Annotated in this window: 13 protein-coding genes; 3 read left to right on the plus strand and 10 right to left on the minus strand. The window is 39.6% G+C overall.

The window, feature by feature from the left end; genetic code table 11:
- Positions 1–156: 156 nt before the first annotated feature.
- The 10 genes from ACG94X_RS04230 to ACG94X_RS04275 form a co-directional block, all read right to left on the minus strand.
- A complete protein-coding gene (locus ACG94X_RS04230) occupies positions 157–807 on the minus strand; it encodes a 3-oxoacid CoA-transferase subunit B (RefSeq protein ID WP_419382487.1) in 651 nt (216 codons plus the stop codon).
- Between the two features lie 19 nt (positions 808–826).
- On the minus strand, positions 827–1,510 hold the full coding sequence (locus tag ACG94X_RS04235; protein ID WP_419382488.1) for a 3-oxoacid CoA-transferase subunit A: 684 nt from the start codon (positions 1,508–1,510) through the stop codon (positions 827–829).
- A 30-nt stretch (positions 1,511–1,540) separates the two neighbouring features.
- Complete coding sequence (benE, locus tag ACG94X_RS04240; RefSeq protein ID WP_419382489.1) at positions 1,541–2,764, minus strand: benzoate/H(+) symporter BenE; 1,224 nt, start codon at positions 2,762–2,764, stop codon at positions 1,541–1,543.
- A gap of 51 nt (positions 2,765–2,815) precedes the next feature.
- On the minus strand, positions 2,816–3,601 hold the full coding sequence (gene benD / locus ACG94X_RS04245) for a benzoate diol dehydrogenase BenD (RefSeq protein WP_419382490.1): 786 nt from the start codon (positions 3,599–3,601) through the stop codon (positions 2,816–2,818).
- Positions 3,602–3,614: 13 nt separating this feature from the next.
- A complete protein-coding gene (gene benC / locus ACG94X_RS04250) occupies positions 3,615–4,631 on the minus strand; it encodes a benzoate 1,2-dioxygenase electron transfer component BenC (protein WP_419382491.1) in 1,017 nt (338 codons plus the stop codon).
- 71 nt (positions 4,632–4,702) lie between these two features.
- Positions 4,703–5,212 (minus strand): benzoate 1,2-dioxygenase small subunit, encoded by a 510-nt coding sequence (benB, locus tag ACG94X_RS04255; RefSeq protein WP_419382492.1) that lies wholly within the window; start codon positions 5,210–5,212, stop codon positions 4,703–4,705.
- Positions 5,209–6,594, minus strand: coding sequence for a benzoate 1,2-dioxygenase large subunit (benA, locus tag ACG94X_RS04260; RefSeq protein ID WP_419382493.1), 1,386 nt, complete (start codon positions 6,592–6,594; stop codon positions 5,209–5,211). Before benA ends, benB begins: the two co-directional genes overlap by 4 nt.
- 80 nt (positions 6,595–6,674) lie before the next feature.
- Positions 6,675–7,595 carry a catechol 1,2-dioxygenase gene (gene catA / locus ACG94X_RS04265; protein ID WP_419382494.1) on the minus strand — a complete coding sequence of 307 codons (921 nt, stop codon included), beginning with the start codon at positions 7,593–7,595 and terminating at the stop codon, positions 6,675–6,677.
- Positions 7,596–7,762: 167 nt separating this feature from the next.
- Positions 7,763–8,053 (minus strand): muconolactone Delta-isomerase, encoded by a 291-nt coding sequence (gene catC, locus ACG94X_RS04270; RefSeq protein WP_419382495.1) that lies wholly within the window; start codon positions 8,051–8,053, stop codon positions 7,763–7,765.
- Between the two features lie 25 nt (positions 8,054–8,078).
- Entirely contained in the window at positions 8,079–9,188 is a 1,110-nt protein-coding gene (locus tag ACG94X_RS04275; RefSeq protein WP_419382496.1) for a muconate/chloromuconate family cycloisomerase, read from the minus strand.
- Positions 9,189–9,304: 116 nt separating this feature from the next.
- Between ACG94X_RS04275 and ACG94X_RS04280 the strand changes: the two genes are divergently transcribed.
- The 3 genes from ACG94X_RS04280 to ACG94X_RS04290 all read left to right on the plus strand — a co-directional run bounded on the left by ACG94X_RS04280 (position 9,305) and on the right by ACG94X_RS04290 (position 13,235).
- Positions 9,305–10,219 (plus strand): LysR substrate-binding domain-containing protein, encoded by a 915-nt coding sequence (locus ACG94X_RS04280; RefSeq protein ID WP_419382497.1) that lies wholly within the window; start codon positions 9,305–9,307, stop codon positions 10,217–10,219.
- A 285-nt stretch (positions 10,220–10,504) separates the two neighbouring features.
- Positions 10,505–11,878 (plus strand): MFS transporter, encoded by a 1,374-nt coding sequence (locus ACG94X_RS04285; protein WP_419382498.1) that lies wholly within the window; start codon positions 10,505–10,507, stop codon positions 11,876–11,878.
- A gap of 82 nt (positions 11,879–11,960) precedes the next feature.
- Complete coding sequence (locus ACG94X_RS04290; RefSeq protein ID WP_419382499.1) at positions 11,961–13,235, plus strand: DcaP family trimeric outer membrane transporter; 1,275 nt, start codon at positions 11,961–11,963, stop codon at positions 13,233–13,235.
- Positions 13,236–13,263 lie beyond the last annotated feature (28 nt).

Below are 13,263 nucleotides of genomic sequence, written 5' to 3' on the forward strand. Positions count from 1 at the left end.
TATTTTCCATATTCAATCTGTATAAGCTCCTCCCTTAATCCCTCATGAAAGGAGGGAAACTTTCCAATTTGGAATGGATACCTATTGACAAAATTCTCCTAAATTTTGAAAAAGGAGAAGTTCTTTCTGAAATAGGATCTAGGGAGGATTCTTAAATTAGTGAGTCGCATCAATCAATTTTGCACCCGTCATCGACTGCAATTCGTCAAAACTTAAACCATCAACTTTTTCAATGACTTTCATACCATCCGCAGTGACATCAATCACACATAGGTCGGTATAAATGCGGTCTACACATTTTAAACCTGTGGCAGGATAAGATAGTTCAGCAACGATTTTTGCTTCGCCTTGTTTAGTCACATGGTCTGTAGTAATAAAGACTTTCTTCGCGCCGACAGCTAAATCCATTGCACCACCGACTGCAGGAATTGCATTAGGTGCACCAGTATGCCAATTTGCCAAATCACCATTTTCGGCAATTTGGAATGCACCCAGTACCGCAATATCTAAGTGACCACCACGCATCATGGCAAAAGAATCACCGTGGTGAAAATAGGCACCGCCGTTGAGTAAAGTCACAAATTCTTTACCTGCATTAATGAGCTCAGGGTCTTCTTCACCTTCAGCAGGTGGTGGGCCAAATGCCAACAAGCCATTTTCAGAATGCAAAAAAACATCTTTGTTAGAAGGTAGGTAGCTTGCAATTTTAGTGGGTAAGCCAATACCTAAATTGACATAAGCACCATCTGGAATATCTTGTGCAACTCGTTCAGCAATTTGGTCACGAGTTAATTTGCTATAGCTCATTTTAAATTTCCCGATCCAATTACTGTGTAGAGGTTTGCGTAGGGGTTACAGCAACAACATGCTGAACGAATATACCTGGTGTGATGATATGTTCAGGGTCCAAAACACCGAGTTCTACAATTTCAGCCACTTGTGCAATTGTTACATCTGCTGCCATTGCCATGATTGGACCAAAGTTACGTGCAGCTTTGCGATATACCAGATTTCCCCAACGATCGCCTTGTTGGGCTTTGATTAAGGCAAAATCGGCACGAATGGGATTTTCTAAAACGTAGTCTTTGCCTTCATAGTTGAGCGTCGGTTTACCTTCTGCAAGTAATGTTCCGAAACCTGTAGGTGTGTAGACTGGACCTAAGCCCATTCCCGCAGCTTGAATACGGCAGGCTAAATTACCTTGTGGAACCAATTCAAGCTCGATTTTTCCTGCACGGTAGATTTCATCAAATACATATGAATCAGACTGACGAGGAAAAGAGCAAATGATTTTACTGACAGCACCCGATTTCAAGAGTTTGGCTAGACCATAATCGCCATTGCCTGCATTGTTGTTGATAATGATAAGATCTTTGACTCCGAGTTCAATTAACCCATCAATCAGTTCTGCAGGTTGTCCCGCAGTACCAAAACCACCAATCATGATGGTAGAACCATCTTTGATTTGAGAGAGTGCTTCCGTTAATGAGGCTGCGCTTTTATTGATCATAAAATTTTCCTTGTCAAACGTGTTGCCTGATTAACCCTGAGTAGAACTTTGGGTTGAAGGCTGAGCAGATGTAGCCGGTTCGCGTTTGGTTAAAACCAAATGAGCGATCATTCCGATACAAATGCCCCAAAATACTGAGCTGAGCCCTAAAAAATGCATGCCAGAAACGGTGGCAAGAAATGTAATGAGTGCTGCATCTCGTTGAGATTCATCTTTCATTGCTACAGTGATATTGGTTGAAATTGCACCTAGTAATGCAAGACCTGCGAGTGCTGCGACCAATTCTTTAGGTAATAGACTGAAAAGCATGACAATACTGCCAGCAAACAAACCACCTAAAATATAGAAAATACCATTCGCAATACCTGCGATATAGCGTTTTTCTTTTAATTCGTGTGAGTCTTTTCCTGTGCAAAGTGCAGCAGTAATGGCAGCCAAAACAATGGTGATGCCACCTACAAAAGCCACAGCTAAAGAGACAATGCTTGCAACACTTAAAATAGGTTTAGCTGAGGTGTCGTAACCACTTAACTTTATAATCGCCATACCTGGTAAAAATTGCCCAGTGAGACTGACAATGGTCAAAGGAATTGCAAAATTAAGCGTAGAAGACCATGTCCATTCAGGTGAAATAAACTCTGGAATTGCCAATGAAAAACTCATTGTAACTGGGTTCATTTTTCCAAAAAATAAACTCAAGAGAATGCCTGAAAATAACACCCAAATAATGGCATAGCGTGGTGAAAAACGTTTTGCTAATAAAAAACAAGCCAACATGCCAAATACCACATAAGGCATACTGTCTGTGGCCTTAAAGAGTCCGACACCAAATTGAAATAGAATGCCTGCCATCATGCCAGCGGCTATGCCTTGTGGAATCCATTTCAGTAATTTATCGAAAGAACCTGTCATACCAATAAGTAAAATAATCACGGCAGAAGTGATATAGGCAGCAATAACTTCATTCAATGAAATGTGCGGAAATAATGCGACCAATAAGGCCGTACCAGGTGCAGACCATGCGGTAATAATAGGAGCTTTAAATTTTATGGATAAAAAAATTCCTGTAATTGCAGCACCAATTGAACTTCCCCAAATCCATGAAGCCATCATGCTTGAAGAGACATCTGCTTGTTGTGCGGCTTGGAAAAAAATAATCATCGGTCCTGCATAGGAAATCAGCACGGCTAAAAATCCTGCAACCGTCGCTGAAATAGACCAATCTTGTTTTAATGTTTTAAACAGGTGTGCCATTGAAGGCCTCCGTGCGCAATGATCCTGTTATATCGTAAAAAAGATCAAGGATTAACCTTGATCTCCACCGCCAACAGGAACCACAGTACCTGTTATATATGATGATTCATCTGATGCGAGGAAAAGAATGGCATTAACTTGTTCTTGAATCGTGCCATAACGTCCTAAGAATGTACGATCAATGGTTTGATCAACAACTTCTTGCATCCATGCCTGATCTTGTTCAGTCAATGGTTTGCTATTCCTTGGTATTTTACGTGGAGGAGCTTCTGTACCACCTGTTGCTACGGCATTCACACGGATACCATCTTTGGCATGTGCAAAGGCAAGTGAACGAGTCAGCGTGTTCACACCACCTTTAGAGGCAGAATAGGGAATACGATTGATGCCACAGGTTGCAATTGAAGAAACATTTACAATTGTACCGTTATGATTCTTAATCATTTCAGGCAATACTGCTCTGCAGCACCAAAGTGTTGGGAATAATGAGCGACTGACTTCTTTTTCAATTTCAGTAGGGGTGAATTCATGGAAGGGTTTCATCCAAATTGCACCGCCAACATTATTGATCAAGATATCTATACGACCATGTTCAGTGATTGCAGCTTGTACAACGGCTTCTGCGCCAGCATAGGTTTCCAAATCAGCTTGAACCACAATGGCTTGACCACTTTCAGCTTGAATTTCAGCAAGTACATCCTGAACGTAATCTGAGTGGTCCGCCATGATGACTAAACCACCTTCGGATGCGACTTGGAGTGCTACACCACGACCAATACCTTGAGCTGCGCCAGTCACAATCACGACTTTATTTTGAAATCTTTGACGATCTGACATTTTTGTCTCCGACTTAGTTTGCAGAGAATTTTTCAAATAAGAAGTTTTTAGGCTTCACACCTTCGGTGTCTAACCAACCACGAACGGCTTCGACCATCGGCACTGGACCGCATAGATAGATATCAACATCGCCATTATTTAACCAGTCATTTTCGATATGACCTGTCACATAACCTTTGCGTTCATGTTGACTATCAGGATGCGCAACAACAGTACGGTATTCAAACCAAGGGAATTTATCTTGTAATTCATTTAATTTTTCAATAGCAACAAGGTCGAAATCATTGGTCACACCAAAGACTAAACGAACAGGTTGATTGGTGCCTTTATCGTTAAGCACTTGTAACATTGACATAAATGGCGCAATACCTGTACCGCCTGCAAGCATTAACACTGGACGAATGACATCACGTAAATAGAAGCTACCAAAAGGGCCAGTAAAGGTCATTTTGTCGCCAGCTTGAACGGTTTTACTTAAAAACTCACTCATTTTTCCATTTGGAACATTACGTACTACAAAGCCTGTTAAACGATGACCCGGTTTAGAGCTGAATGAATATGAACGAGTTTCAGTAGTTCCTGGAATAGCAACATTCACATATTGTCCAGCAAGGAAGTTAATATCTGGTTGTCCTTCATCCAATTGAATATCAAAAGTAATGGTTGAATCTGACAAGTTTTCTACGTGTGCAAGTGTGCCTTGAAATTGGTGAATTGTTGTTTTACATACTTCCGATGATGCTGCAATTTTAAATATGGCATCAGAGGTTGGTTTGCATTGGCAAGCTAAGATATAACCTTGCTCAGCTTCTTCAGGGGTAAGTGCATCTTCAATATAAGTTTCTTCAGGCATGTCATAACTGCCAGATTCACAAAATGCACGGCATGTACCACATGCACCATCACGGCAATCTAAAGGAATATTAATTTTTTGACGGTAGGCAGCATCAGATAAAGTTTCGTTCTGAGCAACAGAAATAAAACGAGTAACGCCATCTTCAAATTGTAGTGCAATGTTATGACTAGACATGGGAGAAATCCTTTCAAAATTAATATTTGAATCTCTCAGCAAAAAAGTGTTCTGCTGAGAGAGTTGCTGAATTAGAGGTGATATATATCAATCACTTGATTGATATAGTCATTCTTGAGTACGACGTATTTATCTACGATTTTTGGTTGTTCACCAGAGAAATCGATGACATAGCGTGACATGCCAAAATAGCTATAATTGGTTTTGTAACGGAAGCTTAAGGTATGCCAGTTAAAGCGCACGGTCACTTTGTTGCCGTCACGTTCAACCACTTCAATATTTGAAAGATTATGGCTAGTACGTGTATCTGGCATGGTTGCAGAAGAGCGTTCAGTTTTAATACGGAAAACGCGGTCTTCTAAACCTTGACGATTTGGATAATAAATCAGTGAAATTTCAGTTTCAGGATCTTCCACCAAGGTGTCATTGTCATCCCAAGCAGGCATCCAGAATTGTGCACAAGGCGCATAACACTGTAACCAATCATCCCATTGCTCATCATCTAAAAAACGGGCTTCTTGATAAAGAAATTGTGCAATATTTTCTAAAGATGTTTGATCTAAAATCACGGCTGTATTCATGCACTTTCTCCTTCAGTGATTGCTAATTCCTTTTCAGCTGAAATTGCATGTTTCATTGTTTTAAGCCAGTATTGATGCTGTGCAAGGTATAAACCTTCATCTTCAGTTTTGATACCGCTGAGCAGTGGTTTTAAACCAATTTCATTTGCTGCATCATCTGGACCATGTACCCAGTGTTTTGCACCACGGCTCATATCATTCCATTCAATATCAATACCTGCATAACCTGCTTGGCATGCACGGAATTCTTCTAGATCATCTGGGGTTGCCATACCTGAAGCATTAAAGAAATCTTCATATTGGCGAATACGACGGGTACGAGATTCTTTATCTTCACCAATCGGTGCGATGCAGTAGATCGTAACTTCAGTTTTATTCACAGAAATAGGGCGTAGTACACGAATTTGTGAACCGAACTGATCCATGAAATATACGTTTGGATATAAGCAAAGATTACGTGAACGCTCGATCATCCATTTTGACATCGGCGCACCGAATTTTTCGGTATATTCTTCAGCTTTAGGGAAGTTTGGACGATCTTCGGGGTTTGCCCATTGTGTCCAAAGTAGCATGTGACCGTTTTCAAAACCGTAACAGCCACCACCTTGCTTGCCCCATGCACCAGCGCTCATTGCACGGACATTATCTGCAGCTTCTTTTTCTTTACGTTGTTGAGTGGTCGCTGCATAGTTCCAATGTACGGCAGAAACGTGATAACCATCTGCGCCATTTTCAGCAGTCAGTTTCCAGTTACCGTCATAGGTATAGGTTGATGAACCACGTAAAATTTCTAAGCCTTGTTCAGATTGATCCACAATCATATCGATGATTTTAGTGGTCTCACCCAAGAACTCTTCTAGTGATGGAACATCAGGATTTAAGCTACCAAACAAGAAGCCTTTGTAATTTTGGAAACGAGCAACTTTTTTAAGGTCGTGTGAACCTTCTTTATTGAAACAATCTGAATAGCCTGCATCTGTTGGATCTTTAACTTTGAGTAATTTACCTGAGTTATTAAATGTCCAACCATGGAAAGGGCATGTATAAGTTGCTTTATTGCCACGTTTATGACGACAAAGCTGTGCGCCACGGTGTGAACACGCATTGATCATTGCATTTAATTCACCATTGCGATTGCGTGCAATCACAATCGGTTGGCGACCAATATGTGTGGTGTAATAATCGTTATTATTCGGAATCTGGCTTTCATGTGCCAAGTAAACCCAATTACCTTCGAAGATGTATTTCATCTCTAAGTCAAATAAGGCTTGGTCAGTAAAAACTGAACGATGTAGTTTGAATTCACCAGTTTCAGCATTATCGACAAGTAACTCATCAATACGATCTAAATGGCTGGTGTTAATTACAGGAATACGAGGCATGTCCGTTCTCCGACTTTCCAATGTGAGGAAGTCACCAAAGATGTCATTGAAAAGACATCTTGGTTTCTATTGCTAAATGATTAAGCGCTTACGCGACGACGATCAATTTCAGTTGTAGGTGCTGCAGCTTGTTCTTTTACAAGTTCAACATTGAACTGAATGTGTTTGAATGCTTTATCTAATTTGCGGCGTGTAATTTCAGCTTCATCTGTAACATCAACAGCAGTAGCGACTAAACCATCACGCGTTGCAAATGCAAAGTCATCCCAAAGGTACTTATCACCTTCGATATTGAACTGAGTTGTAAGCTTGCGATAACCAGGTGCAGAGATGAAATAATGGACATGAGAAGGGCGATTACCGTGACGACCTAATTTGTCTAGTACAAATTGAGTTGTTCCTTGTGGAGGGCAGCCATAACCAACAGGCATTGTTGTTTGAGCAACATATTGACCTTCAGCATCCGCAAGAACAGTACGACGAAGATTAAAGTCAGACTGAGATTTATCAAAGAATGAATAGTTACCTAAGCTGTTGGCATGCCAAATTTCAACTTTAGCATTTGGAATAACATTGCCTTCAGTGTCAGTCACTGTACCTTCAATAATTAATGCATCAATTGTTGCAGATTCTGAACCATCATCCATGCGAGTAAAACCAACTGTTTCAGGTGCGCCTGCTACATATAATGGGCCTTCGATGGTACGTGGTGTACCACCCGTGATACCTGCTTTAGCATCTGCTTCATCTGCACGTAAATCTAAGTAATGCTCTAAACCTAAACCTGCTGCAAGTAGACCCAATTCATTGGCTTGACCTGCATCGGTGAAATACTCAAGACCTTTCCACAATTCAGTTTGTGAAATATCTAAATCTTCAATTGCTTGAAATAGATCACCTACTAAACGAACCACAATTTGTTGAACACGGGTATCAACAGAACCTGTTGCAGTATCCACATTCATTTGTTTTACTAATTTATCGATTTCTTGGCGGTTCATACTAATGCTCCTTAAGTATGAGAGGTTTTTTACGTGGCTTGCGATGCTTGCTTCCTAAGATGCTGGCTCCTTTGCTTGCCACATTCCTTGTTAAATAATGACTTTGTAAACAATTTTCTAAAAATAAAGCTTTAAAATGTTGTGATATACAGCGATCAGCAGATCACTTAACTGTCATCACCTCGAATAGAAGATGGGTGGCGATTTAAAGCCATTACTTCGATATTCATATATGGATAAAGCGGAAGACCTTGCAAAATGCTGTGTAGTTCTTCGTTACTTTCCACATCAAAAATACTGGTGTTTGAATACTGACCTGTAATGCGCCAAATATGACGCCACTTACCTTGGCGCTGTAATTCATGTGAATATGCCTTTTCAACCGCTTTAATTTCATTGGCTTGTTCAGTTGGCATATCACGAGGGATGTTTACATCCATGCGTACTTGGAAAAGCATATTCAGCTCCTGTTAAAATCAATCTTTAATGACGACGTAAGTTATCAATTTTGTCTTCATCGACTTCAATACCGAGACCTGCACCTGTTGGAATAACAAGTTCAAAATTTTGATATTGCAGTGGCGTTTTTAAAATATCTTCAGTCAGTAGTAATGGACCAAATAATTCAGTGCCATACGCTAAATTTTCAAATGTAGAGAACACATGTGCCGATGCGATCGACCCGATAGGACCTTCCAGCATCGTTCCACCGTAAAGGTCTATCCCTGCAAGTTTTGCAATCTTGGCAATTTCGCAGGCTTCCGTGAGTCCACCAGACTGTGCAATTTTTACAGCGAAGACAGAGGCTGCATTTTGTTTTGCCAGTAGGTAAGCACTGTGAGGACCATATAAAGATTCATCTGCCATAATGGCGATATCAAACTTGCGCGTCAGTCTTTGCATTGCATCAATATTGTCAATTGCACAAGGCTGTTCGATCAGGTCGATACCACCATTTTGCAAAAGCTGAATACCTTGAATTGCTTCAAGTTCAGACCATGCACGATTGACATCAACACGAATTGAAATATCAGCACCAAGCGCTTTTTTAATCGCAAGTACATGCTCTACATCAGCTTCTACTGAACGTGATCCAATTTTGAGTTTGAAAAAATTGTGGCGTTTTGCTGCAATCATTTGTTCTGCTTCGGCAATATCTTTAGCCGTATCGCCAGATGCCAATACCCACAGTACAGGGATACTATTTCGTAGACGACCACCAAGTAATTCACTGAGTGGTAAACCTAAGCGTTGCGCTTGAATATCGATTAGCGCAGTTTGAATCGCACATTTTGCAAAACGATTGCCATTAATATTTTTCTTAATTGTCTGAATCGTTTGAGCGACATTGAGACCAGAAAGAGATTTCAATAGCGGAGCAAAATAGGTATCAATATTGGTTTTAACACTTTCAGGGCTTTCATCGCCATAACCTAAACCGCCAATGGTGGTTGCTTCGCCCCAACCAATAAAGCCATCTTCTGTGGTGACTTTAATCAGTACAAGAACTTGGGTTTGCATCGTCGCAACAGCCATCTTATGTGGTCGGATAGTTGGGATTTCGACAAGCAGTGTTTCTACAGATTTATACATTTTACGCTTCGCAACCTTGCATTAAGCAGCTCATGTGGTATACCTTAAAAGAATGATATGAGTCTGTCTAAGATCAAATTAGCATTTTAATATACCTATAAGGTATGAGGTTAGTCATGGAATTAAGACACTTACGCTATTTTGTTGCTGTTGTAGAGGAGCAAAGTTTCACCAAGGCGGCTGAAAAACTTTTTATCGCGCAACCACCATTAAGTCGGCAGATTCAAAACCTTGAAAGTGAACTCGGAATTCAACTTTTTGAGCGAGGAAGTCGCCCTTTAAAGACCACGGAAGCGGGGCAATTTTTTTATCAGCATGCGGTTAAACTTTTGTCTAATGCCGAAGAAATCAAGACAATGACTAAACGTGTAGGATTGATGGAAAAAACAGTCACCATGGGGTTTGTTGGCTCTTTGTTATACGGACTATTGCCAAAAATTGTTTATATGTTTCGCCAACAACAACCTCATTTAAAAATTGAATTGGTCGAAATGAGTACAAAGGATCAAATTCAAGCGCTAAAAGAAGGACGCATTGATGTCGGATTCGGTCGTTTAAGAATCTCAGATCCTGCAATAAGACGTGTTTTATTGCGAGAAGAACCTTTATTATTGGCAATACATAGTAGTCATCATTTATCTACACAAGCAGCGGGTGTGTATTTATCAGAAGTTGAAGATGAAAATTTATTCTTATACCCCATTCATCCGAAGCCAAATTTTTCGACACAAGTACGTCAAATTTTTTCTGAGCATGGCTTAGATCCTAAAAATTTAAAAGAAGTTCGTGAAATTCAATTAGCTTTAGGTCTCGTTGCAGCAGGAGAAGGTGCTTGCATTGTTCCGGAAAGTGCTAGAACGATCCAACTACCCAACTTAAACTATATTCCAATTCTAGATGATTTTGCAAAAAGTCCAATTTTTTTAGCAATGCGTAATATGGATGAAAGTGAAGATATTCGATCATTATTTGATTGTATTTATCAAGTTTATGATTTAGAGGGCTTTCTTTATGATAGAGCTATTATTTAGATGAAACAATATTCATGTGAAAAGTATAGTATTGATAAATCAGGATTAAATAAAATTTAATCCTGATTTATTTTTTATTAGTCATCAAAATATTTATTTTAATCAAATTAGACTGTTAAATAAGCAAAATAAAAAGTTAAAACTGTATTTAATCGATTGTTTTAAATAATAAAAAATATTCATGCACCTTTTAGGTATGGATATATATGCAATCGGTTTTGGACAAAAAACACGATGTGCCTCATTGTTCGGAAAATTCATAACGTTTCACCGCAGGAGGCAATAGTGCAAACGAATAAACTAAATATTAATCGCATCGTGGACGAGGCGAAATTCACTCCATTTCATTGGGGGGTTTTATTGTGGTGTTTATCAATTATTATTTTTGATGGATATGATCTGGTTATTTATGGCATAGCTTTACCTTTATTGATGCAGGAGTGGGGACTATCTCCAGTTCAAGCAGGTCTACTTGCCAGTACTGCTTTATTTGGCATGATGTTTGGTGCAATGTGCTTTGGAACATTGTCCGACAAGCTTGGTCGTAAAAAAACCATTATGATTTGTGTCGCTATTTTCAGTGGTTTTACCTTTCTGGGTGCATTTGCCAGTAACCCAACAGAATTTGGCATCTTACGTTTTCTTGCAGGCTTAGGTATTGGCGGTGTTATGCCAAACGTAGTGGCATTGATGACTGAATATGCACCTAAGCGTATACGTAGCACATTGGTTGCTGTGATGTTTAGTGGCTATGCAATTGGCGGAATGACATCTGCATTGCTAGGTGCTTGGTTGGTGGTCGATTATGGTTGGAAAATCATGTTTTATATCGCTATTATTCCATTTTTAGCATTGCCTCTCATTTGGAAGTTTCTACCTGAGTCATTAATGTTTCTTGAAGGTAAAGGTAAGACTGAACAGGTACGTGACATTGTGCAAAAAATTGCACCTGAACTCCAAATTACGTCATCGACTCAATTTGAATTAGATGAAGTTACCGCTGGTGATGAAGCACCTTTACGTGCCTTGTTTCAGAAAGGACGTACATCGAGCACGATCATGTTTTGGATCGCATTCTTCATGTGCTTGTTGATGGTTTATGCTTTAGGAAGTTGGTTGCCTAAATTAATGATTCAAGCAGGCTATTCACTGGGTGCAAGTATGATTTTCTTATTTGCATTAAATATTGGTGGAATGGTTGGCGCAATTGGTGGTGGTGCTTTAGCGGATAAATTCCATATTAAACCCGTATTAACCATTATGTTTACTGTCGGTGCAATTGCACTCATTTTTCTAGGTTTTAAAAGTCCGCAATTCGTTCTTTATATGCTAATCGCAGTTGCAGGTGCCGCGACCATTGGTTCACAAATTTTGCTCTATACCTTTGTTGCACAATTTTATCCAGCAACTGTACGTTCTACAGGTCTGGGTTGGGCATCGGGTATTGGACGAATTGGTGCCATTGTTGGGCCAGTATTAACGGGTGCATTACTTACATTCGGCTTACCACACCAAATGAATTTCCTTGTGATTGCAATTCCAGGAATCATTGCAGCTCTGGCGATATTCTTTGTGAATTTAAATGCCTCTGTAGAAAAAAAGAATGCTGCTGAAGCTGGAGAAAATCAACAAAATACTGTTGGAAACTTAACCCATTAATTTTATTACAGCCGGAATCATGGAGATGACGGCTGTTATTAAGTACAAAAATTAAACCGTAGAGAATAGGATGATTTCTACAATGCATATTTTTAAGCACAACATAATTTTAGTCTCTATGGGATTACTCAGCCTGAATATGGCACATGCAGCTGGTTCAATGACAGAAGTTGAACAATTGAGAAGTGAAGTTCAACAATTGCGTGAGATGGTTCAAAAACAGCAGCAATTGCAAAATAGCCAAAGTGTTGTATTAGACAATAATACTAAAGTTGCAGTTGTTGTGCCTCAAAACACCACAAAAGAACAAGCATTTGCTCGTACTAAAGCAGGGGCAGAAGTCACACTGTATGGGAATGTTCGTGCAGATCTATCTTATCAGTCTGAAGGTGGAAGTGCTGACCGACTTTATAATCAGATCAATACCGTTCCTCTTAAAGGTCAGAATGAAAGTAGTGATCAATTAAAATCGACACTTGCTGCGACACGCTTAGGTTTAGATTTTAAAACAGCGGATAAAAATGTTTCAGGAAAAATAGAAGTTGATTTCTTAGGGGCAAATGATGCTTTAAGAATTCGTCATGCATATTTTAATTATGGTCAGTGGTTAATTGGTCAAACATGGTCAAACTTTGCAATTCCAGATTATATGCCTGAAACAATTGATGCTTTGGGTTATGTCGGTGGTGCAGTAAAGCGTGATGCGCAAATTCGTTATACGCATAAATTTAATGCTAGAACTCAAATTGTTACGGCTTTAGAAGATTCTAAAGACGCATTATCAAATATGCGCATCCCTGTTTTATCAACCCGATTAAATCAATCATTTGCAGATCGTGCAGGTGTATTGAGTTTACGTGGTATGGTCGGTGAAAAAAGAACTGCGACGGATAATGAACTCGCTTGGGGCGTTGGATTGGGGGCGAAATATGATATTTCCCCAAAAACAACACTAAAAGCAGATTATTATCATGTCAAAGGTGACTCTAGTTTGGTGTCATGGGCAAACCAAGGCTTTACGGTCGATGCCAATAAAGATATTGTGGCACTGAATCAATTTGATTCAATCACAGTCGGAATTACGCAACAGTTTAATTCACAATGGCGTGGCACACTCGGTTATGGCTATATGAAAGCCGATGATAATAAAGACTATATCAAATCTTTAGCAGATCCAACCAAGGGGAATAAAGATCTTTGGCAAGCATGGACGAATCTTTTCTATAGCCCAGTCAAACCTTTAAGTTTCGGACTTGAGTATGTTTATGGTGAGCGAAAAGCATTCGTTGCTGCCCCGAATGGAAGTACGACAGGTGTAGATAATCGTTTCAGTGCTGTGGCGATGTATAACTTCTAAAATCTTTCGATTTTTCTTTCTAAGTGAA

Source organism: Acinetobacter psychrotolerans, from assembly GCF_048552595.1.
Taxonomy (GTDB): Bacteria; Pseudomonadota; Gammaproteobacteria; order Pseudomonadales; family Moraxellaceae; genus Acinetobacter.